Source organism: Rhodococcus sp. NCIMB 12038, assembly GCF_002165735.1.
Lineage (GTDB): Bacteria > Actinomycetota > Actinomycetes > Mycobacteriales > Mycobacteriaceae > Rhodococcus_F.
This window is the reverse complement of the sequence record NZ_NHML01000013.1, coordinates 20,243-45,344: the sequence shown is the minus strand read 5'-3', so window position 1 is coordinate 45,344 and position 25,102 is coordinate 20,243. Positions and strand designations below refer to the sequence as shown.

Below are 25,102 nucleotides of genomic sequence, written 5' to 3'. Positions count from 1 at the left end.
GCGGCGAGGTGGCCATAGGGGCCCTGCAACGCGCTAGAAAATGCTTTCATTCCGAAATCTCATCCATATTCGGTCTGGACCTTGATATTCATCAGCGTATATGGTGAGTTTCACTTCAGCAAGAAAACGATTTCAGGAGTTTGCATGGCCTCGATCGCCCTTCCCACTTCCGACGGCTCCACCCACACACTCGCGTTCGGCGAGCCCGCCCGGCTGGACACCCGGTCCGCGGCGCCGACCAGCAGGGCGGTGTACGCGGCCTCGCACGTGGTCGCCGATCCACTGCGCGCGTCCGCCGAGAACGCCGCGGACCAGATCGACTGGGACGCCACCCTGCAACTGCGCCACGACCTGTGGTCGCTGGGACTCGGGGTGGCCGAGTCGATGGACACCGCGCAGCGCGGCATGGGGCTCGACTGGGCCGGCGCCCGCGAACTCGCGGTCCGCACCCTGACCGCCGCGAAGTCGGTCGGCGGCCGGGTCGTCGTCGGTGTTGCCACCGATCAGTTGAAGACGGATTCGCCCACGCTGGAGGAGATCCGCGACGCCTACCTCGAGCAGGTCGAGGCGATCGAGTCCGCCGGCGGCGAGGTGGTGCTGATGGCCAGCAGGCACCTCGCCCGGGCAGCGAGCGGCCCCGACGACTACCTCTCCGTCTACGACGCGGTGCTGTCGGCGGCCACCCGGCCGGTCGTATTACATTGGCTGGGTTCGGTGTTCGATCCCGCACTCGACGGCTACTGGGGATTCTCCGATCCCACCGCGGCGATGGACACCGTCCTGCAGATCATCGACAACCACCGCGAACGGGTGCGCGGCATCAAGGTGTCGCTGCTCGACCCGGCGCTCGAGATCGCCCTGCGGCGGCGGATGCCCGACGGTGTGCGGGTGTTCACCGGCGACGACTACAACTACGTCGACCTGATCGCCGGCGACGGCACCCACACCAGTGACGCGCTCCTCGGGGCGTTCGCCGCGCTCGGACCGTTCGCCTCCGCCGCGTTCGCCCGCCTCGACGACGGCGACGAGCAGGGCTTCCGGAACATCCTCGGCCCCACCGAAACCCTGAGCCGGCTGCTGTTCGCCGCACCGACGCAGTACTACAAGGTCGGCGTGGCCTGGCTGGCGTACCTGGGCGGCAAGCAGGACCATTTCCGGATGATCGGCGGCTTCGAAACCGGCCGCAGCCTGACGCATCTCGCCGAACTGGTCCGCGCCGCCGACGCGATCGGCCTGTTCACCGATCCCGATTTCACCGCCGCACGCGCCTCGGCGTACTTCGCGGTGCACGGGATCCGCTGACATGGACCTCTCGCGGTGCAGCCTCAACTCCGTCACGATCAAGGGATCGGGATTCACGGAAGTCGCCGACCTCGCCGAGAAGTGGGGGTTCGGCGGCGTCGGCCTGTGGCGGGACGTGCTCGAGAACCTGGACCTGACCGCGGCGGCCACCCGGCTGCGGCAGTCGGGGCTGCGGGTCAGCAGCATCTGCCGCGGCGGGATGTTCCCGCAACCGACCGCTTCGCTGCGGCGAAAAGCCATGGACGACAACCGGCTTGCCGTCGACCAGGCGCACGCCCTGGACGCGGACTGCCTGTACCTGGTGTGCGGCGCCGCGTACGGTGACCTCGCCGGCGCCCGCCTGCAGGTCCGGGACGGCATCGCCGAACTCGAGCCCTACGCGCGAGCGGCAGGCGTGCGGCTCGCTGTCGAACCGATGCACCCGATGATGGCGTCGAGCCGATCCGTCATCACGTCGCTGCAGGAGGCGAACGATCTGGTCGAGTCCATCGACTCCGACCTAGTCGGCATCGGGATCGACTCGTATCACGTGTGGTGGGACGCGGCGCTGGCGGAACAGATCGCCCGGGCCGGCGACAAGCTGTTCTCCGTCCAGCTCGCCGACTGGGTCACCCCCATCCACGGGGAGTTGAGCAGCCGAGGCATGCCCGGCGAGGGCTGCATCGACATGACCGGTTTCGTCGCCCAGTGCGAGCGCGCCGGCTATCGGGGACTCGTAGAGGTCGAAGTCCTCAGCGACCGGTGGTGGGCCGAGACCGCGCTGGTCGCCACCGAGGCCGCCGCCGAGGGCCTGGCCCGCATCTGAGTTCATCCACTCTGCCAAGCGGGTTGCCGTTCAGCCCTCCGCGTCGTCGCCCGGGGTGTTCGGCGTGCTCTCGAGGAGTCGTTCGAGGTAGTTGAGGTCCTGCCGGAGCAGCGCGATGGCCCGTGCGGGTCCTTCGAGCCCGGTCGGGGTGGACTCTTCGTGAACGACGGCGCGCAGAGCCATGTCCGCGAGTTGAGCGGCGACGGCGCGGTCGTCGTCCTCCTTCCCCGGCTGGTGCCACCAGGCGATCCAGTTGAGCATGCCGATGATGCCGAGTGCCGACGTCCGCGGATCGACCGGACGCATCTCGCCGGCTTTGATGCCGTCTTCGATCACGGTGATGAATTCCTTCAGCACGTGCCGTCGGCTCTGCTGGTACCTTCGCGCGATGTCTTCCGGAAGTTCCGCTTCGGACCGGATGATCAGCCTGAACCGGTCGGGGTTCTCCCCTTGGTGCATGGCGATGGCGACCGCCATTTCGCGCAGTTTCTCGGTGGGGCCGAGTTCGGTGCGCTCGTTGATCTCGTGCAGCAGGGCAGCGGGAGTTTCGGTGCTCTCGCTGACGAGCCGGGAGAGCAGTTCATCCTTGTTGGCCACGTAGTGATAGAGGGCGGGCCGGGTCAGACCGGTGGCGTCGGCGATGTCCTGCAGGGTGGTGCTGGCGAATCCCCGCTCGGCGAACAGGCGGGTGGCCTGCTCCATGATCTGCTTCTCGACCAGCTCGCGCCGGGGATTGCGACCGGCGGCGCTGTCCTCGGTGGGCTGCGCTGCCGGGCCGGCCGTTGCCTTGCCGCGGCCTCGCCGACCGGGCGTGGCCTGCTCACGTGTCATGTCCGAAGGATAGTGCGAGCCGGATGCGGTCCGCGCAGTCATGCCGGTGCCCGGGTGCCGGACATGACCGGCTCGGGTTCGGTGGATGCCGGTTCGGTGAAGAACGCGAGGTGCGCTCGTGCGCTCGCCAGGCCGGCCGCCACATCGGCCCGGTAAGTAGTGGGGGCCTCGACGACGATGGTCGCCGGAGTGGCCCGCAGCAGCCGTTCGGCGAGGTCGAGACGGTTCAGCACGGCGGCGCGGGAGTCCGGTCCGGTGAGCCAGAGGGCCTCCGCCTGCGGTGCGTTGTCGACGACGGCGTCGGCCTCCGCGTCCCAGGCGGAGGCGCACGCGACAGCGACAGCCGCCGTCGTGGATGCTCCGCGCAGGGCTGCCGGCGCGATCCGAGTGGCGAAGTTCGCGCCGTGGTGGGCCAGTGGTTGCGCGAGGATCCAGTCCGTGATGTCGGTGGGGGCGACGGTGTCGGCGGGCAGGCTCGCGTAGCTCGCGAGGCCCTGGGACACGACCGCCGGCGCGGATTCGGCGAACCGGTCCAGCCCGACCTTTCCCGCCCGGGTCATGTACGCGATCATCAGCTGGTCGACGGGCAGGTCCATGCGCTGCGGGAACGATTCCCACCAGAGTTCGCTGCGGTGGGCGATCTGCTGGAGGTGTTCGACGGCGGGGCGGCGGACCCGCTCGTATTCGGTCAGGGCATCGTCGAGCTTCGCCGCGCTCGTCAGGGCGCGGTCGAGCGCGATGGCGTCCTCCATCGCGAGTTTGGTGCCGGATCCGATCGAGTAGTGCGCGGTATGGGCGGCGTCGCCGAGGAGCACGACATTGCCGCTGTGCCAGCGCGTGCAGCCGACGGTGCGGAACCGCATCCACTTCGTGCGGTTTCCGATGAGCCGATGATGCTGCAGGGTCTCCGCGAACGCGTCCTGGAGGTACTGCAATGAGACCTCGTCGCTGTCCTGGGGTGCGGTGCGATCGGTGGAGACGTCGAATCCGGCTCGCCGCCAGGTGGCTTCATCGGTTTCGATGAGAAAGGTGCTGCGGTCCGGAGCGTACGGGTAGGCGTGGGCGACGAACGTGCCGTGTTCGGTGGTGACCGGGACGAAGATGGCACTGGGGAGAGCGAAGTCGGTTCCGCACCACAGATACAGTCCGGCGCCGGTGTCGATTCGGGGTTCGAACTCGTCGGTGAGCCGCGCGCGGGTGGCACTGTTGATCCCGTCCGCCGCGATGACGAGGTCCGCGTCGAGGTCCGCGGCTTCGCGCCGTTCGCCGAAGCGCAGGTGCACACCGGCGTCCTGGGCGTGCTGTTGCAGCACCGCGAGCAGCGTCGTGCGCGCGATCGCGAGGAGATCACCGTGGGCGAGCCGGGCGACCTCGCTCCCGACCTGCATCGACATCTCGTGCGGGTGAGCGGCAGCCACGATCGCGTCCAGCGAGTCGGCGTCGGCGTCGCGGAGGTTGCGCTGGGTTCGGGAGGCCAGACCGACACCGAATCCGAATGTCGTGTCCGGGGAACTCTGTTCGTAGACGGTCACTTCGGCGTCCGGGTGGCTGCGCTTGAGCAGTCTCGCGGCGTAGAGACCGCCGGGGCCGCCGCCGATCACTGCGACTCGCTCGAGGTTCATGGGCTGACTCCAGTCTGTGTGACGTTTGTGTTGATTATTCTACGCATATGTCGATTGGTCAATCCGGCAGCGGCGAAAGAGAGTGAACGACTTTCGGGGCACACCTGTGCAGGCATGCCCCGAAAGTGGTGATGCGCAGTCGATTTACGCTGCGCGCCCTACACGACTGCGCGGGGCGCGTCCGCCTCGGCGAGGAGTTTCGCCGCGATATCGGCACGCAACCGCTTCTTGTCGATCTTGTTCACGTTCGTGTGAGGCAGGGAGGGCACCCACTCCAGCCGTTCCGGCCACTTGAACTTGGCCACGCCGAGTTTCGCGAGGTGCTCCTGAATCTCGTTGAGCGGCAAATCTTCCCCGTCCCTCGCGATCAGATACGCACACGTCTTCTCGCCGAGGCGGGGATCGGGCATGGCGACGACCGCGACATCCGCGATGCCGGGGTGCTCGAGGAGGAGTAGTTCGACTTCCTCGGCGTTGACCTTCTCACCGCCCCGGTTGATGAGGTCCTTGATGCGGCCCTCGATCGACACGTACCGCTCGCCGTCGATGACGGTGATCGCAGCGAGATCTCCGGTGCGGTAGAAGCCGTCGGGGGTGAAGGCGGCCGCGTTGTGCTCGGTCGCGTCGAAATAGCCGGGAATGGTGTACGGCCCGCGGCAACACAATTCACCTACCTCACCGTCGGCGAGTTCGCTCTCGCCGCCGGGTTCGAGGATGCGAATTTCGTCGTCGGAGGCGATCGGTGTGCCCACCGTGGCCAGGCGGGCCCGCGCGGGGGAGTCGAGCGGGGTCACCGTGAACAGCCCCTCGGACATCCCGAACAACTGGCCCGCCCAATGCCCGGCCCCGTCGTCGACGCGGTCGAACAATTCGGCGGAGACCTTGGCGCCGGACAGGACGACGCGGCGCAGCGTTTCCCGTGCCTTGTCGAAGTCCGGGCCCAGCACCGCCTGGTAGTGGCCGTGTCCGATGAGGACTTCGGTCGCCTGCGCCTTCGCCATCAACTCGAAGGCCGTCGGCGCATCGGCGGTGGCGAGCACCAGGCAGGCCCCGACCGAGTGCGCCGCGTGCAGCCCGCACGAGATTCCGGCGTTGTGGATGATCGGGATCAGGTGCGCCACCCGGCTGTCCTGGTCCCACCCGAGCCGTTGCGCGTACATCCGGGCGTTGTTCCAGTACTCGGCGTGGATGCGTGGAATGACCTTGGGGACGCCGGTGGTGCCGCCGGACAGCTGGAACGCGGCGACGTCGAGCGGATCGATCTGCGCCTCGATCTCCTCGACGGCGGCCCGGGCGGCACCGGGATCGGTGCCGGCCCCGAGGTCCTCGAGTCGAACCACGTCCGGCTCGCCGGTGCCCGCCCCGCCTCCGACGGTGATGACGTGCCGGATGCTGGGATGGTCGTCGGCGTGCTCGCGGGCGAATTCGACGAGGTCGAACGTGGGCAGTCCGGCCTCGACGAGGTGGGCGACGGCGCCGACCGTGCGGCTGACGTGCCCGATCTCGTGCATGCGGTGCGCGGCCAGCGTCGCGACGGGGACGAGCCCGGCCTTGATGCACCCGTACCACGCGAGGACCGTCTCGAGCCGGTTGGTCAGCTGGAAGATCACCGGATCGAGTCGGCGGAGTCCGAGCCCGATCAGTCCGGCCGCGATCTCGTCGGTGCGCCTGTCCAACTCGGCGTAGCTCATCGAGCCTTCCGCGCTGATCACCGCAGGCCGATCCGGGAACCGGATGGCGACCTGGTGCAGCCGCCGCCCGGTCGGGTGCTCGCTCCACGCCCCGCTGTCGCGATAGCGGGAGGCCCGGTCGTCGGGGAACGTGACGAGGCGTCCGCCCCAATCCGAGAATGTCACCGCTGCCCTCCTTCCCTCCATTGTGCGATTACCCGGAAAAATGCGAGTGCCCGGACAGTCACCGCTCCGCCGCCGCGGGCAGGAGCCGGGCCACATCGAGGGCGTGATCGGGGTGATCGGCGGGCACGATGCCCGAATAGACGGCAGTCCAGCAACCGGGGCAGCACAACTGCCGGAAGACGACGGGGGTGTCCACGTACTCGGCCGGATCGGACGTGACCTGCGGTCCGGCCGTCGACGACGGGCCCTCGAACCGCGCCAGATCGAGGGAGGTGCTGTTCTTCTCGTCGGCGAGGAGGCGTCCGCACTGGGCGCACGCGATCACCCGGGTGTCTCCGACGGTGACCTCGGCGAGGTTGTCGTCGAGCCTGCGCGCCCCGGCGAGGTCGACCACGGGGGCATCCGACGGGGTTCCGCCGGAGCGATCCCGGCGCTCCGTGCGCATCTCGTCCCGCCGATGCGAGGTACGGACCTCATCGGCGTCACCGTCGGCGAGAACGACACCGTAGACGGTCTCGGCACCGTGCTCGGTGACCTTGCCCTCGCGGACGTCGGCGGCCACCGCGGCCGGATCGCGCAGCAGGGGATCACCGTATCCGCCGCCGCCCTGCCAGTGCATGTAGAGCACTTCGCCTGGGGCAACGTAGCTTTCGGCGTAGCAGGCGCCGAATTCGCGACCGCCGCCGAGGTCGTCCAGCGAGCCCGGGATGCGACCGGCGGCGAATTGCTCGACCACGCCGGTGTCACGGGCGAGGACTTCCACCCCGGTGTTGCCGGGGTAACCGCCTGCGAGTCCGTTGTTCTGGGCGACGGCCTTGCCCGCGGACGCCAGGACCAGGCCCATCGGCAGGCTGGTGCCGTACGGGGTGACGGCGATCGAGGCGCTGACACCGCCACGCTGGCGTCCCGGCCCGCCGGAGTCGGGTTCCTCCCGGCGCCACAGCGTCAGCAGCGGGTAGAGGAATTCGGTCATCTCGGTGTCCGGGATCCGGCCCATCGGGATGCAGAACAGGCCACCGGTGTCCATGCCGTCGGCGGTCGGGCGGGCGCCGTATCCACCGGACATGGGTTCCATCATGATGTTCAGGAACGGCACCGACTGCTCGGGCCGCTCGTCGAGACCGGCGATCACCGCGGTGTCCCACGTGCCGCAGCACGCGGCCTGCACGCTCTTGCCGAGATCGACGGAACGGTCGAGCATCTGGGACAGGCATTCGGCGATCAGCGTCCCGGTCAGCCAGGCCGGGCCGATCGGTCCGCGGCTGACCGCGGCGGGGAACGTGGCGTTGTTGATCGTGCCCTCCTCGGAGACCAGATCGAAGCAGCGCATCAGCCCGCCGGCAGACCAGGGGATGTCGCCGGCAAGGATCGGCAGGAGGGCCAGCATCACGCCGCCGCGCATCCCGGCGTACGTGCAGTTGATGACGCCGGTCTGCGGATCGGTGCCGGTGAAGTCGAACGTGAGATGGTCCGCGGTCTTCGTCATCGCCACGGTGATCTTGTGGATTCCGCGGTCACCGGTGTGGGACTGGTCCTGGTAGCCGGTGGCCTTCCAGGTGCCGTCCGGCAGCGACTCGAGTTTGCCGCGCAGGCGCCCCTCGGCGTCCGCCATCATCCGCTTCATCACGGCCTTGACGGTGTCGGCACCGTACTGCTCGATCACCGCGAGCAGACGGTTGCGGCCGACGGTGTTGGCGCCGATCTTCGCGCGCAGGTCGAGCCCGACGAGCATCGGTACCCGCGACCGCCGCACCCAGGCGTCGGCGACGTCGCGCTGCAATTCGTAGTCCCGGACCACCTTGATCGGCGGGGTGGGCAACGACTCGGAGAAGACGTCCTTCGCCGACGGGTCGAACGAGCCGAGCCCGGACCCGCCGAGGTCGGGTTCGTGGCAGATGGCGCTGGTCCACCCGAACAGCTTGCCGTCGTAGAAGACCGGCTGGTAGACGATCACGTCGCTCTGGTGCAGGCCGCCTCCGACCCACGGGTCGTTGCACAGGAACATGTCGCCCTCGGTGATGCCCGGGTTGGTGGCCCGGTGCCGGAGGGTCCAGTAGATCGCGAGATCGACGGCGCCGACGAGCATCGTGTTGTACAGACCGACCTGAACTTCCTGGCCGATCTCGTCGCTGATCGCGAAGTCGAAGTCGTTCGCGTCGGTGACGATCGGGGAGCCGGACATCCGCTTGAGGGCCTCGCCCATCTCGTCGGTGACCGACCACAGCCGGTGCCGGATGACCTCGTAGGTCAGCGGGTCGAGTTCGTCGATCTGCTCCTGGGTGACGCTGTGGACGGGCAGCGACGGCGGCAGCGAGCGCGAGAGTTCGTCGGGGTCGATCGGTCGGCTCGAGAAAATTTCGGCGCCGGGGATTTGCATGGTCATCTTCGGGTGCTCCTACTGGGCGACGATGTTGAGGTTGCCGAGGCGGTCGACGGTGCCGGTGGTCTCGTGCGGGACGACGACCGTCGTGGTGGGGACCTCGACGATCGCGGGGCCCTGGAGGACGTGTCCGGCAAGCAGTTTGCTGTAGTCGTAGACGTCGGTGTCGGTGTAGCCGATCCGCCCGTCCAGGCACACCTTGCGGGTGCCGATCTTCGCGGCGGACGCGTCGGCCGAGTCCGCGGATTTCAGTTCGGGCAGGGTGGGGGAGAACGGCAGGACGCCGGTGACGCGCACACGGTAGGTGATCGCCTGAATCCCGGCCTCCCGGAATCCGCTGTCCTGTCCGTAGAGTTCGGCGTAGCGCTGCTCGAAGAGGTCCGATGCCCGGGCGACGCCCACGGCGTCGAGGCTTCCGGCCGGGACCGGGGTCGCCACCTCCGCCAGCTGCATGGTGTAGCGCATGTCGATCTCCCGCTCGACCTCCACCGCGGTGAACTTCAGCCCCTGCCGGTCGAGTGCTTCCCGCACCTGTCGCTCGAGCTGGTCGAAGTTGCGTTCGGCCCGGACGGGATCGAGCGGCATCGCGGCCGGGTCGGACAGCTCGGCGGCCAGCACGATGTTCGACGACGCCAGACCGTACGCGGAGAACGCGGAGGCCACCTGGCCGAGCGGGACGACGACCTCGCGGACCCCGACCTCGCGGGCGTAGGCGGCGCAGTGCGCGGGGCCGGCACCGCCGAACGCGTAGAGCACGAAGTCGCGCGGGTCGTGTCCGGCCTCGACCACGGTCTTGCGGAGCAGGTCACCGGTCTGCGCGTTCTGCACCGCATAGATCGCGGCGGCGGCGTCCTCGATCGACAGGCCAAGGGGTTCGGCGATCCTGGTGCGGATCGCCTCCCGCGCGAGTTCCTTGTCCAGTGGTTTGCGGCCACCGAGCAGGCCGCGTTCCGGCAGGATCCCGAGCACCAGGTTCGCGTCGGCGTTGGTCGGTTCGGTGCCGCCCTGCCCGTAGCAGGCGGGCCCGGGCACGGCCTGCGCGCTGTGCGGGCCGATCTGCAAATTGCCGCCCTGGTCGACCCAGGCGATCGCGCCGCCGCCGGATCCGATGGCGTGCACCTCGAGGGTGGGGACGTTGATCGGGTGATGGTTGATGATCGTGCTGGACGCGCGCACGGGCTCACCGTCGACGACGAGTCCGACGAGGAAGGTGGTGCCGCCGACGTCGGTGGCGATGATGTTGCGGTGCCCGAGCTGGGTGCCGAGCGACACCGCTCCGACGACGCCGCCGGTGAGCACCGATCCGACGGTGCTGATCGCGTTCTTCGGCGCCTCGGCGGCGGCGACGGCGCCGCCGTTACTCTGCATCACCAGCAGCGGTCCGGCGAGTTTCCGGTCACGCAGCTTCGACTCCAGTTCACCGAGGTAGTCCCGCAACCCGGGACCGATCTGGGTGCTCATGATGGTCGTGGCGTTGCGGGCGAACTCACGGATACGCGGGCTCACCTCACTCGACAGGGATACGAACATCGTCGGGTCGATCTCGTGGACGAGTTCGCGGATCCGCTGCTCGTGCGCCGGGTTGCGGAACGACCAGAGCAGTGAGACGGCGATGCCCGACACCCCGTCGTCGACGAGGGCGTGAATCGCCTCGCGGGCGGAATCCTCGTCCAGCGCCACGACGACGTTGCCGTCGCGGTCCAGCCGCTCGGTCACCTCGAGGGCATGCTTCTTCGGTACCAGTCCGTGAGACTTGCTCTGCCCCATCACGTTCTGCAGCTGCTCCGGTGAGCTACCCAGGTACCGGCCCTCGACGTTCATGATGTAGATCGAGTCGCGATGCCCCTTGGTGGTGAGGAACCCGACCGGCGGCACGTTTCCCATGACCAGAGCGTTCAGCGAGGACGTGGTGCCGTGCGCGATGTGGTGCGTGTTCGCCAGCATCTCCTCGACCGGACACCCCAGTTGCTCGGCGAGCACGTCGAGGACGTCGATCACGCCCTGCGAATAGTCCGGCGGGGTCGAGGGAGCCTTCGCGGCGAGAACAGTGCCGGCATTGTCGTCCAATACCGCATCCGTGAACGTGCCACCGACGTCCACTCCGATCACATATGCCATTACCTCTGCGCTCCTTCGAAATGAGGTGGAAGTTCTCGACCGGTGCGAGGTCGTCCTCCAACACCGTCTTACGTCAATGTCGAGTATTCGACGTGTCTGATGACATGTCAAGAGTGGACTGTGAAGACAGTCACGTACCGGGCGCCGCTTACCGGCCTGGACGTGGGGGCTTGACGAATTGTCGTGAACGTCGAATACTCGGCATGAGCGTAAATTAACGCATGCCGGGGTGCTCACTCCCCCGCTTCGCGACAATTCGACATCAGAAGGGCACACCATGGGCATTCATCGCATCGGACTCGTCGTCCCGAGTTCCAATGTGACCGTCGAGACGGAGATGCCGGCGCTGCTCGGTCAGCACGCCGACGCACAGTTCTCGTTCCACTCCAGCCGGATGCGCATGCAGGCCGTCTCACCCGAACAACTGCGGGCGATGAACGCCCAGCGTGAGCGCTGCATCCTCGAACTCGGCGACGCCGGGGTCGACGCCATCCTCTACGCCTGCCTGGTCGCCCTGATGTCGGTCGGTCCGGGTGAGCATCAACGCGTCGAAGGGCTGGTCGCCGAACAACTGGCCACCGGCGGCTCCGAGGCGGCGGTCCGGTCGAGTGCCGGCGCGCTGATCGAAGCGCTCCGGGCGATCGGGGCGCGGCGCATCGCCCTCGTCACCCCGTACCTGCGCCCCCTCGCGGAGCAGGTCGTCGCGTACATCGAGGCCGAGGGCATCCAGGTCCACGATTGGCGCGCGCTCGAGGTCGCCGACAACGCCGAGGTCGGATGCATCCCTGGGGACCGGGTGATGGACGCCGCCCGATCCCTCGACCTGCAGGGCGTGGACGCACTCGTGATCTCCGCCTGCGTGCAGATGCCGTCGCTTCCCCTGGTGCAGGCCGCCGAGGACGAGTTCGGGTTGCCCGTCCTCTCCGCCGCCACCGCCGGCGCCTACAGCCTGCTGCGCGCCCTCGACCTCCCCGTCGACATCCCCGGGGCCGGCAGCCTGCTCCGCGCCGACGCACCGGCCGCCGCCCGTCAGTAACCCCGAACCCCTTGGAGTTCACCATGTCCGAACTGCAGCACACCGTCAAAGGCGTCGATCACGTCGCCTACCCGACCTTCGATCCGGCCGGCACCGTCAAGTTCTACCGCGACGTGCTCGGGTTCCCGGTCGTGCATTCGATCTGCGCGGCCGGGTGGGGGCCGGAGAAACACCCCGACTTCATCCACTTCTTCTTCGACATCGGCAACGACGACCGGCTGGCCTTCTTCTACTACTTCGGTCTCGAACCCTTCGACGGCGGACCGCAGGGCGACTCGTACTCCCGCTTCGCCGAGGACGTGCCGATCTTCTTCATCCGCTCCCGGCACCTCGCCATCCACGTCGACAACGAGGACGACCTGATGGAATACCGCCGCCGCCTCGACGGCAGCGCGTGGCCGGTGGAGATGCAGATCCAGCACGAGACGATCGAGTCGATCTACACCCACGACCCCAACGGCTACATGATCGAGATCACCCGGGCGCTGCGCCCGGTCACCCCGCAGGAAGACCTCGACGCCAACCTCACCATCGACGCCCTCGTCGACGTGGTGACCGGGCCCGACCCCAGCATGGACGCCCTGCTGACCCGCAAGGCCGAACTGATCACCGAACGTGCCGCCGCCTGGCAGCAGCAACAGGAATCGAAGGAGATGGCGACCCGATGACCACCGTGTTCGTCCTCGACGTCCCCGAGAACACCGCGGTCGCGGAGGTCGCCGGCCGTGATCCGGCGGTCACCGTCGACCACGTCGGACCCTACTTCCGGATCGTGTCCGACTCCGACATCGTCATCGACCGGCGGGCCACCGACTGCCGTCACGCCGTCTGGTACAGCAGCGTCGCCGGACTCGCGCAGTCCCGGATCACCCAGTGGGACAAGGACGCCATGCGGATCGAGCCGCGATGAGCACGGACACCCGGCGGCTCGGCGCCGGCCGGTACATCGACGCCGCGCAGGCACCGGACAGCACCGTCACGTCGGTGCACGAACTCGCGACCGCGGACGGGGCGAAGGTCACCGGTGTGCTGCGGGTCGTCCCCGGCGCCCGCACCGTCGTCGCGCTCATGCACCCCCGCCAGGACCTGACGCACCACGTACTGGTGCCCGAACTGCTCGCCCGCGGCCACGCGGTGTGGACGCAGGGCACCCGCTCGGTCAACAACGACGTCGCCCTGGTGCACGAGCAGGCCCTGCTCGATGCCGCGGCCGGCCAGGTCTTCCTGCGCGAGAGGGGTTTCGAGCACGTCGTCACCCTGGGGCACTCGGGCGGCGGCATCCTGTTCGCGTTCTATCACCAGCAGGCCGGTCTGCCCGCGGCGGAGCGGTTGACCCACACCCCCGCCGGACGACCGATCGATCTGGCCGGGGCGCAGATGCCGCTGCCCGACGGCGCGGTGTTCATGGCCCCGCACCCCGGGCAGGGCGCCCTGCTGCTCCGGTTGATCGACCCGTCCGTCGTCGACGAATCCGATCCGTTGACGGCCGATCCCGAGCTGAATCCGTTCGATCCGGCCAACGGATTCGCCGAACCCCCGCACAGTTCGGCGTATGCACCCGAGTTCGTCACCCGCTACCGGGCAGCGCAACACGACCGCGTCGCCCGCCTCGACGAGATCGCCCGGCAACGCGTCGCAGAGGCCGCCGCCGCGCGTCGCCGGTACAAGCGCACCGGCGAACCCGCCGACCGCCGCGCCGCCCTCGTGCCCCGCGTCCTCACGGTCTACCGCACCGACGCGGACCTGCGGTTCACCGATCTGTCGCTGAGCCCCAACGAGCGCCCGTACGGGTCGCTGTTCGGCAGGCGGCCGGATCTGACCAACTACGGACTCGTCGGCTTCGGCCGCTTCGCCACCCCCGATGCCTGGCTGTCGACGTGGTCCGGGCTGAGCACCAACGCCGACTTCCTGCGCTGCGCGCCCGCCGTGACCGCCCCGGCCCTGTTCGTCGAACTCACCGGCGACCAGGCCTGCTTCCCCGAAGACGCCAAGACCATGTGCGATGCCCTCGGGTCGACGGACAAGACCCACGTCCGCGTCGCCGGCACCCACTTCGGCGGACCCATCGCCGAGGGCGCACCCACCGGGGCCGCCCTCGCCGCGGCCGACATCGGTGCCTGGCTGTCCGACCGATTCTCCTGACCCCCTTTACCTCCGGGCACCCGATACCGCGTCGCGGTCGTCGGGTGTCCGGTCGAGCGGAGTACACATGACTGCCCGCCCCACCACTGCCCCCGTCATCGGTCTCTGCCTGATGGCCCTCGTTCTCGAGGGATACGACCTGCTGATGTACGGCACCGTCGTTCCCTCCCTCCTTTCCTACGCGCCCTGGCAACTCGACGCCACCGACGTCGGCATGCTCGGCTCGCTCACCGGCGTGGGCATGCTGATCGGCGCGCTGGTGGCCGCCGGCGTCGCCGACCGATGGGGCCGCCGCCGCACCCTCGTCGCCGCGGTCCTGGTGTTCTCGGCCGCGATGGGTGTGTGCGCACTCGCGCCCACCCCGGCGGTGTTCGGGGTCGGCCGGATGGCGGTGGGAATCGGCGCCGGCGTCCTCATGCCGACCGCAGCCGCCACCCTGATCGAGTTCTCCCACAGTCGAACCCGGGCACGCTCGGTCGCGATGGGATTCGTCGGCACCAGCATCGGCGGAATTCTGGCGGGTGTGCCGTCGCTGTGGCTCGTGCCCACGTTCGGTTTCCGGGCGATGTTCGTGGCCGGGCTGGTTCCGGCGCTGCTGTTCCTGCCGCTGATGCTCCGGTACCTCCCCGAATCACCCGCATACCTGACCTCCCGTGGCCGCACCACCGAGGCCACGGCGATCGCCGCACGGTACGGGCTCGAAGCCGAGCCCACCACCGCGACCGCCCCGCACCCCGAGCGCGGACTGCGTGCCCTGTTCGGCAGCGGGCGGACGACCGCGACAGTGCTGTTCTGGGGCATGACCCTGGTGTGCCTGCTGGTGCTGTTCGGTGTCGCGACGTGGCTGCCCGCCCTGATGAAGTCGGCCGGATATCCACTCGGGGCCGCGCTGTCCTTCCTGCTGACACTGAACGTCGGCGGCGCAGTCGGAGCCCTCGGCGGCGGCGCACTCGCCGACCGGTACGGGATCAAACCCGTCACCGCACTCGGATTCCTCTGTGCCGCGGTCTCACTGATCCTGATCGCCACCGGCCCGCCCACCGCCGTCGTCTACCTGCTGGTGCTGCTCGCCGGCGTCGGCACCACCGGAACGCAGATCCTGCTCAACACGTTCATCGGCGGTCACTACCCCGCGGCATGCCGGACCACCGGCATCGGAATGGCCCTCGGAGTCGGACGCATCGGGGCCATCATCGGACCGACATACGGCGGCTTCTTCGTCACCATCGGCGCGGGCAGCACCTGGCAGTTGCTGGCCTTCGCCGCCCCGGCCGTGGTCGGCGCGGTACTGACCGCTCTCGTACCGCGGCGAAAGGCTGTAGCCGTCCGTCATTCCACGAGCGCGACCGCTGTCGGGGCAGTATCGAGGCCTGGCGTGTCCTCGGTTCCGGCGGAATCCGAGACCGACGGGAAAGGCGACATGTCGACCGTGTGCTGAATGCGCGGTGTCGGTTGCGGATTGAACAGCAGGCGGAAGACGTCCGGGCGGGAGTAGTGCCCGACCGGGTCGTACGCGGATTTGGCGATGTCGAGTAGGTCGAAATCCAGGTCGGCGAAAACGAGACCCTCGTCGGTCTCCGGGAGGGGCTCGGCCAGGCTGCTTCCCTCGGGTCCGTAGATCTGGGTGAAGCCGCCGCCGACGAGGAGAAGCTGCCTCTTCGCGTCGGAGTCGCAGAAAAGGTCCTGGCCCGCGGTTCCGACTGTGGCACAGGGTGCGACGACGAACGTCTGTCCCTCCACTGCATAGGTGAGGGTCACCGCGTTGTTGACCTCGGCGCTGAGGGCGCGGGCGGCACCGCGGTAGATGGAGAAACTCGGCCAGCTGGCCACGTGGATCTGCTCGCCCATGCTGAACATCGCGTATTTGGTGAGGGGCTGGATGTGCTCGGCGCAGTTGAGCGCACCCAGCCGTCCGAGCGCGGTGTCGTGTACCCGGATGTCGCTGCCGTCGCCTTCACCGAAGACACTGCGCTCGACGTGGGTGGGCTTGAGTTTGCGGCGGACCGAGACGATATGGCCGCCATCGTCGATGATCGCCTGCGCCATGTACAGGCTGCCCCCGGACCGCTCGCTGAAGCCGAACACGACGTGCACCTGGTGTTCCGCCGCTGCCGCGGCGATCGTCGTGATGTGTTCACCGTCGCGCGTCATCGAGTTCTGCGCGTACCGCGGCACGAACTGCATTCCCCATGCGGGGGAGTCGAGCCAGATCCACCACGGATAACCGGGAATGAACACTTCCGGGAAGGCGACCAGCTGGGCGCCTCCTGCCGCGGCCTGACCGATGAAGTCGACCACCTGCGCGACGCCTTCGTCGAGGTTCAGCCACTTCGGTTCGGCTTGTACCGCGGCCACACGCACTACTGAAGCCATGTCTATTCTCCCTGGTCTACGGAGGTACGAGAAAGGTTCTCGGGTGGGGGATGGTGGAAATCCGGGTCAGAATCCGCGACCGGGATTGAGCAGCAGGCCCGGGTCGAGAGCGCGTTTGATGCGGGCCTGCACGTCGAGTGAGATGTCGTCGAGTTGGTGAGTGAGCCATTCACGTTTCAGTTCCCCGACTCCGTGCTCACCGGTGATGGTTCCGCCCAGTGCAATGGCTGCGGCGCAGATGCGGTCAGCGGTCTCCATCGCCCGCCGGCGGGCGTCCTCACCGAGGTCGGGCAACAGCAGCATCGGGTGCACGTTGCCGTCGCCGGCATGGCCGACCGTCGCGATGCGGACTCCGGTGTCGCGGGAGATCTCCGCGATGGTCGTGAGGAGTTCGGCGAGCCGGGTGCGTGGCACACCGACATCCTCGACGACGGTGGGGAACTGCTCCATGGTGGCCCACCCGGCGAGCCGGCGCGCTTGGAGGAACATGTCGGACTCGGTGGGATCGGCGGTGGCGACGGACAGGTCGGCACCCGCTTCGTCGCAACACGCAGCCATCCGTTCGACCTGGGCGAGGGCGTCGGTTCCGTCGGCCTGGCCGATCAGGAGCAGCGCCGCCTCGCGGTCGAGGTCCATCCGCTGGTAGTCCTCGACCGCGTTGATCGTGGCGTTGTCCATCAGTTCGAGCATGCTCGGGGTGACACCACGGGCGAAGATCGCGTTCAACGCCCGACCCCCGCTCTCGAGGGTGGGGAACGTCGCCACGAACGTCGCTGTGGCCGCGGGAGTGGGGCGGAGCCGCAACGTCGCGGACGTGATGATGCCCAGCGCACCTTCGGATCCGATGAACAGTTGAGTCAGGTCGAGGCCCGCGACGTTCTTGACCGTCTGGCCGCCGGTGTGCAGTACGCGGCCGTCGGCGAGGACGACTTCGAGTCCGAGCACGGAGTTGCGGGTGACCCCGTACTTGACGCACCGCATACCCCCGGCGTTGGTGGCGAGGTTGCCGCCGATGGTCGACACCTCGAAGCTGCCCGGGTCGGGTGGGTAGAACAACCCGGCCTCCGCGACTGCCCGGCCGACGTCCGCATTGACGACCCCGGCTTCGACCACCACGGTGTGATTCGCCGTGTCGAAGTCTCGGATGGCGGTCATGTGCTCCATGCTCACCACGACGCAGCCGTCCAGTGCGGTGGCGCCGCCGGACAATCCGGTGCCCGCGCCGCGCGGCACGACGACCGTGCCCGTCCGGGTCGCCCACGACATGATCGCGGAGACGTGTGCGGTGCACCGGGGCCGCAGGACCGCTACCGGCTTGCCTGCGGGCACCAGATCCGCGCTGTCGCGGCGGTAACCCTCCATCAGATCGGGGTCGGTGACGACAATGTCGGCGGGGACGGAATCTGTCAGTTGCTCGAGGTGGTTCATGTTCGCTCCGTGGTCGATCGTCACGACTGACCGAAGGTCGTCCGGACCTCGATCAGGGTGGGCTCTGCCGCCGCGAGGGCGGCTTTGAAGGCGGTGGTGAAGTCTTCGGCCGTGTCGACCGCGCTGCCACGCACCCCGTATCCCTCGGCGATCTGGACGAAGTCGATGCCGGGAACATCCAATCCGGGGGTTTCCCCGGTGTTCAGGATCTTCGAAAAGCCGCGCAGCGCACCATAGGTCCCGTTCTTCAGGATGATGATGATCACCGGAATCTTGTACTGTGCGGCGGTCCACAACGCGGTGATCCCGTAATTCGCGGACCCGTCTCCGATGAGTCCGATCACCTGGCGGTGCGGGTCGGCGAGTTGCGCACCGACCGCGGCGGGAAGCCCGAAACCGAGGCCGCCGGACGCGGGAAAGTAGTAGCTACCCTGCTGAGAGAGGTCCATCTCTGTCCAGAACGCGTCTCCGGTCGAGGTGGACTCGTTGACATAGACGGCGTCGTGCGGAGCGGCGCCCCGCAGCAGGGCGAACAGGTGTGCCGGATCGAGCCCGGACCCCGTCGAGCCCGCCTCGGGGACGTCGGCCCGCGGAGCGAGCGGCGTGCGGTCGCCCGCGGTGACCATCGTGGCGAGGACGTCGAGGGTGCCGGCGATCGGGGCGACGTAGGCGTCCCCGAACGGGGCGCGGGCCGCCTCTCCGGGATCGTCGGTGATGTGGATCAGGCGCGCGCCGTCCGGCAGGTACTGACCCGGAACGTATTGGTGGTAGCGGAATACCGGTGCCCCGACGACGACGATCAGGTCGTGCCCGGCCAACGTCTGCGACAGGTCCGCGACGCCGGCGGGCAGGACGCCCCGGAAGCTCGGGTGGCGGGTCGGGAACGGGCACCGCGACGGTGACGGCGCGATCCACACCGGGGCGCGCAACTTCTCGGCGAGCTGAACGGCGTGCGCGTTGGCGTGATCGGCGTCGACAGCGGGTCCGAGGACCAGTGCCGGGTTCGTCGCACCCTCGAGCAGGTCGATCAGGTCTCCGATCTGCTCGCCCGACAGTGCGGCCGCGCCGTGCACTTCGCGATCGAGGAGGCGAGCGGTTTCCGCGGGCGCCTCCGCTGCCCAGTCGTCGTAGGGCACCGACACGTAGACCGGGCCTCGGCCGGGCTGCAGTGCGGTGTGGATGGCCTGGCTCATCGTGCGCGGCACGTCTTCGGCGCAGGTCGGTTCGCTGCTCCACTTGACCAGTGGCCTCATCAGTGTGCCGGCGTCGACGTTGGACAGCATGACTTCCTGACCGATCGTCGACCGCACCTGCTGTCCGGCGGTGACGATGAGAGGGCTGTGCGAGTACACCGAGTTGGTCAACGCGCCCATGGCATTACCGGATCCGGACGCGGCGTGCAGGTTGACGAATGTCGCCTCACCCGTGACGAGAGAGTAGCCGTCGGCCATCGACAGGACGGCGCCCTCGTGCAGGCCGAGGATGTACCGGAAGTCGTCGGGCATCCCGGACAGGAACGGAAGTTCGTTCGATCCCGGATTGCCGAACACGGTGGTGAGGCCGCGGGCACGCAACAGGTCATACGTCACTTCACTCACCGTTGCCATGCTTCTCCTTGTGATCGGCGACACCGATCGGTGTCTGTCTCAACGCTAGGTCCGGACGTTCGATAATTCCAATGAATGTTTCTTATGGCGACATAGATGTCGTCGATGTCAGGTTCTATCTGCCTCGGAGGACGCGAGCGATCGGCGACCGACGTCACCGGCGAAGCGGACGTGTTCCGGGGTCAGTTCGGCGACGGTGCGGACGCCCATCAGCTGCATCGTGCGGACGACTTCGGCGGACAGGATCTCGATGGCGCGGTCGACCCCCCGCCGCCCGCCGGCCATCAATCCGTACAGGTATGCGCGTCCGATGAAGGTGAAATCGGCCCCGAGCGCGAGCGCGGCGACGATGTCGCCGCCGGTGAGGATTCCGGTGTCGAGGTACACCTCGGCGCCGGTGCCCGCGAGGGCTTCCCGCACCCGGGGGAGCAGGCGCAGCGGTACCGGGGCACGGTCGAGTTGGCGGCCACCGTGGTTCGACAGCACGATCGCATCCGCGCCGTGTTCGACACACGTGCAGGCATCGTCGACCGTCTGGACGCCCTTGACAACGAGGCGGCCGCGCCATTCCCGTCGAAGCCAGTCCAGGTCGCTGAATGTCAGTGAGGGGTCGAACATTTCGTTGATCAGCTGGGCAACCGAGCCCGGATACGAATCCAGTGACGCGAAGCTGAGCGGCTCCGTGGTCACGACGTCGACCCACCACCGAGGGTGACGGACGATGTCGGCGAACGTGCGCGCACCGAGAGTCGGGGGAACGGTCATTCCGTTCCGGACGTCGCGAAGACGGGCGCCGCCCACCGGAGTGTCGACCGTGACCACAAGGGTCCCGAAGCCGGCGTTGCGCGCGCGGTCGACGAGGGCCATCGATTTGTCCCGTTCACGCCACAGGTAGAGCTGAAACCAGCGGTCCGCGTCCGGGGCTGCCGCGGCGACGTCCTCGAGTGCCACCGTGCCCATCGTGGAGAGCGTGAAGGGGATCCCGTGCGCGTGTGCCGCGCGCACCCCGGCGATTTCGCCCTCGGTGTGCATCAGCCGGGTGAAACCGGTCGGCGCGATTCCGAACGGCAGTTCGCTGACGTGGCCGCCGACAGTGGTCGAGGTATTGGTGACGGAGACGTCACGCAGGACGCCCGGTTGGAATTCGACGTCCTGAAAGGTGCTGCGCACACGCCCGATTCCGATCTCCTGCTCCGCCGCCCCGTCGACGTAGTCGAACACCATCTTCGGCACCCGCTTGCGAGCGATCGACCGCAGGTCCGAGATAGTGCAGGCCCTCTCGAGCGCGGCCTGCACCCGGTTCGGGTTCGGCCGGTCGAATCGGAGGAAGGGCTTCACACCCGACCAGCTGGGGAATTGCCGCGAAGTCACCATCGCCGTGTCACCCTTCTCTTGGACCAACCGGCCGGCTACGAGAGGGCCGATTGCTGGTGCTTTCCTGCCGCCGTCGTCGGTGCGGCAGGCGTGGTGACGCGCTGACGTGGCACCAGCAGGGCGGCAATCGCGCCGATGACGGCGATCACGGCGAAGAGGTAGAAGGCCGGAGCGACGCTCGCACCGTTCGCGATCACCAGGCCGGTCAGCGTCGGTCCGGTCACGCCACCGATTCTGCCCACGGACGCCACCCACGCCGTTCCTGCCGCGCGACACGATGCGGGAAAGTACGAGGCGGCGAAACCGTAGATGAGGACTTGTGCACCGATCGTTCCGGCGCCGGCCACGAAGGCGAGGACGAACAGGAGCCAGGAGGAGACGTCGGTGCTCAGCACGAGGATGGCGACGGCGGCACCGGCGAGCGAGGCCGCCGTGACGGCCTGCGGTCCGACCCGGTCGGACAGCCGCGACGCGAACAGCGGCACGATGATCGCGCCGGCGTTGAGTACCAGCAGGAACGTCAACGCCGAGTTGCTGCCGAAGCCGGACGACTGCATCAATTTCGGCAGCCAGGTGTTGAGCGCATAGGTCAACAGCAGTCCACAGGCGCTCAGCAGCCCGAACAGCAACGTCGCGCGACGGAGCTCGCGGGTGAACAGTGCGCGCGGCCCGATCTTCTCGCCGACCCGCGGGGGCTCGGGGTGGTCGATGCCTGCGCAGTCGGCGACGTGGTTCGCGTCGGCGACGCGACCACGGGCGAGTAGGAAGCTCGGCGATTCGGGCAGGCATTTCAGCATGACGGGAACGAAAACCAGCAGTGGCAGAAGTCCGATCCAGAACATCGCCCGGACCCCGAAGGCGTCGACGACGACAAGTCCGAGCAGGGCGGCGAGAACACCACCGCCGGGGAAGCCCGCCCAAACGATTGCACTGTAGGTGTGGCTCTTGCCTTTCGGAGCGAATTCGACGGCCATGGCAGCCGCGAGCGGGATGAGGGCACCGACACCGATACCGACGAAGAACCGTGCGATACCGAACAGGGTGGCGTCAGGCGCGATGGCGCACACGCCCATCCACGCGGAGAACCACCCGGTCGCGGAGATCATCAGGACCCGGCGGCCGAGTCGGTCGGCGATGGCGCCGACCAGAATCGATCCGGCCAGCATGCCGACGAGGGCATAACTTCCGATCACCCCGGCCTGCGCGGGTGTGAGATTCCAGGCGGGATCGGCGAGCATCGCGGGCAGGGTCGTTCCGTACGCCACCATGTCGTAGCCTTCGAAGACGACCGCCAGTAGGCACAGCAACAGCACGACGCGTGCCGACGTGCCGGTTTTGTCGCGGGTGCCTGAACTTGGGTGAGCACTCATGGTGACTTCTCTCTCGATGAAGACTGAGCGCGAGGCGCCGGTCGACTGTGAGTGGCTCGCAATTCTCGAGCCGTGTCGAACGTGGATTTCTCTCGGTCGTTCGGTCTCACGGAATCCGGGTGCGGCCTTCGCTGTGGTCGTCGTCACGCTATCGCTCCCGAATGAATGTATCCAATGAATGTTTGACATACCCCCATCGATGGCATCTATTAGTGGTTGTGGCCGACTACGACTTGAACCTTGTCCGGACGTTTCTGCTGCTCTACGAGACCCGGAGCGTCACGCGTACCGCCGAGTGCCTTTCGCTCACCCAGCCGTCGGTCAGTCACGCGCTCGGCCGGATGCGAAAACAGTTCAACGACAGCCTTTTCAGCCGATCCACCGGGGGCCTCCAACCCACCGAACTCGCTACGGCGATGTATCCGACGCTCCGCCAGGCGATCGAAGTCATCGACAGCACGGTCAGCGGCGTCGGGCAATTCGATCCGGCGACGTCGCATCGGACGTTTCGCCTGCACGCGACCGACCTCGGGGAGGTGAATCTGCTACCGCCGGTGCTCGCACGCATCGCGGAGGCGGCACCGGGCGTCGATCTGCACATCACGCCGCTCGACTTCTCCGTCGTCGAGACCGAACTTCGTCAGGGCCAGACCGATGCCGTCATCTGCACCCCACGGATCGCTGCCGACGACGTCGAACGCGACGTGCTCTTCGAGGACCACTACTGCGGGATCTGCAGCGACGCACATCCCCGGATCGGCCCCACACCCACGCTCGAGGAATTTCTGGGCGAACGCCACATCGCCGTCGACGTTTCCGCCGGCCACACCGACGTCGACCGGTCGTTGTCGCTGCTCGGCCACTCCCGGGACGTGGCACTGCGAATCAGCCACTTCGCCGCTCTTCCTCCACTGCTCGAGACGACCCCCTACCTCTCGATCATCCCGGCATCCGTCTCGGAGCAGTTCTGTCGCATGGCCGGCGTGAAGACCTTCGAACTCCCCTTCCCGGTGCCTGCGGTGGAAATCTCGCTGTACACCTACAAACGGGTGCTCCCGGACCCCGGAACGGAATGGTTCCGCAGCACCATGAAAACGGCCCTGACCCGGGCAGGAGGTGAACCAGGGCGCTGACTCCTCATCGAGCACACCGCTCGGGTCACGCTCCACGTGTGTCCAGAAATGGAACACGACTGCCCCTTGCCGAGCTGTCATGATCGTCACAACGCGCTTGCGTCAGAGCCGCAATCTCGGCGCCGACAGCACCGTCTGATCATTTTCGACGACACTCCCAGGGGATTTCTCATGGATCTGCACTACGACTCTCTGTTCATCGGCGGCGACTGGGTTCGGCCCACGTCCAATGAGCGGATCACAGTCGTCTCGGCCAGCACCGAACAGCCGATCGGCTCCGTACCCGAGGCGCAGGAAGCCGACGTCGACGCGGCAGTGGCGGCCGCCCGCCGCGCATTCGACGATCCGGCCGGGTGGGCGCACTGGGCACCGGCCGACCGCGCCGCCGCCATGGAACGCCTCGCCGACGGCCTCGAACGCCGCGCGGAGGACGTCGTCCAGCGCGTCAGCGCGCAGAACGGCATGCCCGTCGCCGTGGCCCGCCAGCTCGAGGGCGCGTTTCCGGTGGTACTGCTGCGCTACTACGCCGGCCTGGCCCGGGAGAGTGCCACCGAAGAGACCCGCCCGGGCTTGTTCGGCGGCAACACCCTGGTGCGCCGCGAACCCCTCGGCGTGGTGGGCGCGATCGTGCCGTGGAACTTCCCGCAGACTCTGGCCGCGTTCAAGTACGCCCCCGCGCTGGCGGCGGGCTGCACCCTGGTGATCAAGCCGTCCCCGGAAACGGTGCTCGATACCTACACCTTCGCGGAGGCTGTCGCCGAGTCCGGCATCCCGGCGGGCGTGGTCAACGTCGTCCCCGGTGGCCGCGAGGTCGGTGCCCACCTGGTCGCGCATCCGGGCGTCGACAAGATCAGCTTCACCGGCTCCACCGCCGCGGGCCGGTCCATCGGCGAGACGTGCGGCAGGCTGCTGCGCCCGGTGACGCTGGAACTGGGCGGCAAGTCCGCCGCGATCATCCTCGACGACGCCAGCCTCGACCTGCAGAACGTCGCGGAGAAGCTTTTCACCGCAACACTTCTCAACAACGGGCAGACGTGCTTCCTCGGCACCCGCGTCCTCGCACCGCGAGCGCGGTACACCGAAATCGTGGACCTGTTAACCGATTTCGCCGGCGCACTGAAGGTGGGCGACGCACTCGACGACACCACCCAGATCGGTCCTATGGCCACGGCGGCGCAACGGGAACGCGTCGAACGGTACATCGCCAAGGGCCGCGGTGACGGTGCCCGCGTCACGATCGGTGGCGGACGGCCCGCCGACCGGGACCGTGGGTGGTTCGTCGAACCGACCATCTTCGCCGACGTCGACAACAATCACACCATCGCCCAGGAGGAGATCTTCGGTCCGGTGCTGTCGCTGATCCCCTACGCCGACGAGGACGACGCGGTCCGCCTCGCCAACGACTCGGACTACGGGCTCGGCGGCACCGTGTGGACGAACGACCCCGACCGCGGGCTCGCGGTGGCCAAGAGGGTCCAGACCGGCACCATCGGCGTCAACACCTACCTGCCCGAACCGACCGCACCGTTCGGCGGCGTCAAGGCCAGCGGCATCGGCCGGGAACTCGGGCCCGAGGCACTCGCCAACTACCAGCAACTCAAGTCCGTCTACCTGAGCTGACATGCGATCCGGGTCGGTGGTCCGTATCCGCCGGCCCGGATCCTCCAGGCTCGCCCGGACGTAGACTCGACAAACGGGCATCAGCCGTGGAAGGGAATGTCGGGA

Annotated in this window: 19 protein-coding genes; 9 read left to right on the top strand and 10 right to left on the bottom strand. The window is 68.0% G+C overall.

The features are described from left to right. Positions 1–144: 144 nt before the first annotated feature. Both CA951_RS20610 and CA951_RS20605 read left to right on the top strand, forming a co-directional pair. Entirely contained in the window at positions 145–1,302 is a 1,158-nt protein-coding gene (locus tag CA951_RS20610) for a dihydrodipicolinate synthase family protein (protein ID WP_087558589.1), read from the top strand. A 1-nt stretch (position 1,303) separates the two neighbouring features. Continuing rightward, positions 1,304–2,107 carry a sugar phosphate isomerase/epimerase gene (locus CA951_RS20605; protein WP_087558588.1) on the top strand — a complete coding sequence of 268 codons (804 nt, stop codon included), beginning with the start codon at positions 1,304–1,306 and terminating at the stop codon, positions 2,105–2,107. Positions 2,108–2,137: 30 nt separating this feature from the next. Here the strand turns inward: CA951_RS20605 and CA951_RS20600 are convergent, their stop codons facing one another. From CA951_RS20600 to CA951_RS20580, 5 genes are all read right to left on the bottom strand, one after another. Beyond that, positions 2,138–2,938, bottom strand: a complete 801-nt coding sequence (locus CA951_RS20600) for a TetR/AcrR family transcriptional regulator (protein WP_179220253.1) — start codon at positions 2,936–2,938, stop codon at positions 2,138–2,140. Between the two features lie 38 nt (positions 2,939–2,976). Further along, positions 2,977–4,560 (bottom strand): FAD-dependent monooxygenase, encoded by a 1,584-nt coding sequence (locus CA951_RS20595; protein WP_087558586.1) that lies wholly within the window; start codon positions 4,558–4,560, stop codon positions 2,977–2,979. Between the two features lie 158 nt (positions 4,561–4,718). Beyond that, positions 4,719–6,416, bottom strand: a complete 1,698-nt coding sequence (locus tag CA951_RS20590; protein WP_087558585.1) for a (2,3-dihydroxybenzoyl)adenylate synthase — start codon at positions 6,414–6,416, stop codon at positions 4,719–4,721. Positions 6,417–6,474: 58 nt separating this feature from the next. After that, on the bottom strand, positions 6,475–8,799 hold the full coding sequence (locus CA951_RS20585; RefSeq protein ID WP_087558584.1) for a hydantoinase B/oxoprolinase family protein: 2,325 nt from the start codon (positions 8,797–8,799) through the stop codon (positions 6,475–6,477). A 12-nt stretch (positions 8,800–8,811) separates the two neighbouring features. Continuing rightward, the gene (locus CA951_RS20580) at positions 8,812–10,914 is read right to left on the bottom strand and encodes a hydantoinase/oxoprolinase family protein (protein WP_087558583.1); all 2,103 of its coding nucleotides are present in this window, start codon (positions 10,912–10,914) and stop codon (positions 8,812–8,814) included. A 277-nt stretch (positions 10,915–11,191) separates the two neighbouring features. Here CA951_RS20580 and CA951_RS20575 point away from each other — a divergent pair, with 277 nt between their 5' ends. The 5 genes from CA951_RS20575 to CA951_RS20555 all read left to right on the top strand — a co-directional run bounded on the left by CA951_RS20575 (position 11,192) and on the right by CA951_RS20555 (position 15,530). Next, positions 11,192–11,950 (top strand): maleate cis-trans isomerase, encoded by a 759-nt coding sequence (locus tag CA951_RS20575; protein ID WP_087558582.1) that lies wholly within the window; start codon positions 11,192–11,194, stop codon positions 11,948–11,950. Positions 11,951–11,973: 23 nt separating this feature from the next. Then, positions 11,974–12,618 carry a VOC family protein gene (locus CA951_RS20570; RefSeq protein WP_087558581.1) on the top strand — a complete coding sequence of 215 codons (645 nt, stop codon included), beginning with the start codon at positions 11,974–11,976 and terminating at the stop codon, positions 12,616–12,618. Continuing rightward, positions 12,615–12,860 (top strand): hypothetical protein, encoded by a 246-nt coding sequence (locus CA951_RS20565; RefSeq protein ID WP_087558580.1) that lies wholly within the window; start codon positions 12,615–12,617, stop codon positions 12,858–12,860. The genes CA951_RS20570 and CA951_RS20565 overlap by 4 nt, the downstream gene beginning before the upstream one ends. Beyond that, positions 12,857–14,092, top strand: a complete 1,236-nt coding sequence (locus CA951_RS20560) for an alpha/beta hydrolase (RefSeq protein WP_087558579.1) — start codon at positions 12,857–12,859, stop codon at positions 14,090–14,092. The genes CA951_RS20565 and CA951_RS20560 overlap by 4 nt, the downstream gene beginning before the upstream one ends. A 67-nt stretch (positions 14,093–14,159) precedes the next feature. Then, positions 14,160–15,530 carry an MFS transporter gene (locus CA951_RS20555; protein WP_179220252.1) on the top strand — a complete coding sequence of 457 codons (1,371 nt, stop codon included), beginning with the start codon at positions 14,160–14,162 and terminating at the stop codon, positions 15,528–15,530. Here the strand turns inward: CA951_RS20555 and CA951_RS20550 are convergent. The 5 genes from CA951_RS20550 to CA951_RS20530 form a co-directional block, all read right to left on the bottom strand. Next, positions 15,422–16,465, bottom strand: a complete 1,044-nt coding sequence (locus CA951_RS20550; protein ID WP_087558578.1) for a carbon-nitrogen hydrolase family protein — start codon at positions 16,463–16,465, stop codon at positions 15,422–15,424. The genes CA951_RS20555 and CA951_RS20550 overlap by 109 nt on opposite strands. 66 nt (positions 16,466–16,531) lie before the next feature. Next, complete coding sequence (locus CA951_RS20545; protein ID WP_087558740.1) at positions 16,532–17,893, bottom strand: FAD-binding oxidoreductase; 1,362 nt, start codon at positions 17,891–17,893, stop codon at positions 16,532–16,534. A gap of 20 nt (positions 17,894–17,913) precedes the next feature. Further along, entirely contained in the window at positions 17,914–19,500 is a 1,587-nt protein-coding gene (gene mdlC, locus CA951_RS20540) for a benzoylformate decarboxylase (protein WP_087558577.1), read from the bottom strand. A gap of 108 nt (positions 19,501–19,608) precedes the next feature. Then, on the bottom strand, positions 19,609–20,874 hold the full coding sequence (locus CA951_RS20535) for an alpha-hydroxy acid oxidase (RefSeq protein ID WP_087558739.1): 1,266 nt from the start codon (positions 20,872–20,874) through the stop codon (positions 19,609–19,611). Positions 20,875–20,909: 35 nt separating this feature from the next. Continuing rightward, positions 20,910–22,244 (bottom strand): aromatic acid/H+ symport family MFS transporter, encoded by a 1,335-nt coding sequence (locus CA951_RS20530; protein WP_256974008.1) that lies wholly within the window; start codon positions 22,242–22,244, stop codon positions 20,910–20,912. Between the two features lie 218 nt (positions 22,245–22,462). Here CA951_RS20530 and CA951_RS20525 point away from each other — a divergent pair, with 218 nt between their 5' ends. Next, positions 22,463–23,377 (top strand): LysR family transcriptional regulator, encoded by a 915-nt coding sequence (locus CA951_RS20525; RefSeq protein WP_087558576.1) that lies wholly within the window; start codon positions 22,463–22,465, stop codon positions 23,375–23,377. 171 nt (positions 23,378–23,548) lie between these two features. Then, complete coding sequence (locus CA951_RS20520; protein ID WP_087558575.1) at positions 23,549–24,997, top strand: aldehyde dehydrogenase; 1,449 nt, start codon at positions 23,549–23,551, stop codon at positions 24,995–24,997. Positions 24,998–25,102: the final 105 nt, after the last annotated feature.

Coding starts and splice junctions, on each gene's coding strand:
- CA951_RS20555 (WP_179220252.1), top strand. CDS start 14,160: ATGACTGCCCGCCCCACCACTGCCCCCGTCATCGGTCTCTGCCTGATG.
- mdlC (WP_087558577.1), bottom strand. CDS start 19,500: ATGGCAACGGTGAGTGAAGTGACGTATGACCTGTTGCGTGCCCGCGGC.
- CA951_RS20520 (WP_087558575.1), top strand. CDS start 23,549: ATGGATCTGCACTACGACTCTCTGTTCATCGGCGGCGACTGGGTTCGG.
- CA951_RS20530 (WP_256974008.1), bottom strand. CDS start 22,244: ATGAGTGCTCACCCAAGTTCAGGCACCCGCGACAAAACCGGCACGTCG.
- CA951_RS20565 (WP_087558580.1), top strand. CDS start 12,615: ATGACCACCGTGTTCGTCCTCGACGTCCCCGAGAACACCGCGGTCGCG.
- CA951_RS20570 (WP_087558581.1), top strand. CDS start 11,974: ATGTCCGAACTGCAGCACACCGTCAAAGGCGTCGATCACGTCGCCTAC.
- CA951_RS20550 (WP_087558578.1), bottom strand. CDS start 16,465: ATGGCTTCAGTAGTGCGTGTGGCCGCGGTACAAGCCGAACCGAAGTGG.
- CA951_RS20560 (WP_087558579.1), top strand. CDS start 12,857: ATGAGCACGGACACCCGGCGGCTCGGCGCCGGCCGGTACATCGACGCC.
- CA951_RS20595 (WP_087558586.1), bottom strand. CDS start 4,560: ATGAACCTCGAGCGAGTCGCAGTGATCGGCGGCGGCCCCGGCGGTCTC.
- CA951_RS20580 (WP_087558583.1), bottom strand. CDS start 10,914: ATGGCATATGTGATCGGAGTGGACGTCGGTGGCACGTTCACGGATGCG.
- CA951_RS20610 (WP_087558589.1), top strand. CDS start 145: ATGGCCTCGATCGCCCTTCCCACTTCCGACGGCTCCACCCACACACTC.
- CA951_RS20535 (WP_087558739.1), bottom strand. CDS start 20,874: ATGGTGACTTCGCGGCAATTCCCCAGCTGGTCGGGTGTGAAGCCCTTC.
- CA951_RS20545 (WP_087558740.1), bottom strand. CDS start 17,893: ATGAACCACCTCGAGCAACTGACAGATTCCGTCCCCGCCGACATTGTC.
- CA951_RS20585 (WP_087558584.1), bottom strand. CDS start 8,799: ATGACCATGCAAATCCCCGGCGCCGAAATTTTCTCGAGCCGACCGATC.
- CA951_RS20575 (WP_087558582.1), top strand. CDS start 11,192: ATGGGCATTCATCGCATCGGACTCGTCGTCCCGAGTTCCAATGTGACC.
- CA951_RS20605 (WP_087558588.1), top strand. CDS start 1,304: ATGGACCTCTCGCGGTGCAGCCTCAACTCCGTCACGATCAAGGGATCG.
- CA951_RS20600 (WP_179220253.1), bottom strand. CDS start 2,938: ATGACACGTGAGCAGGCCACGCCCGGTCGGCGAGGCCGCGGCAAGGCA.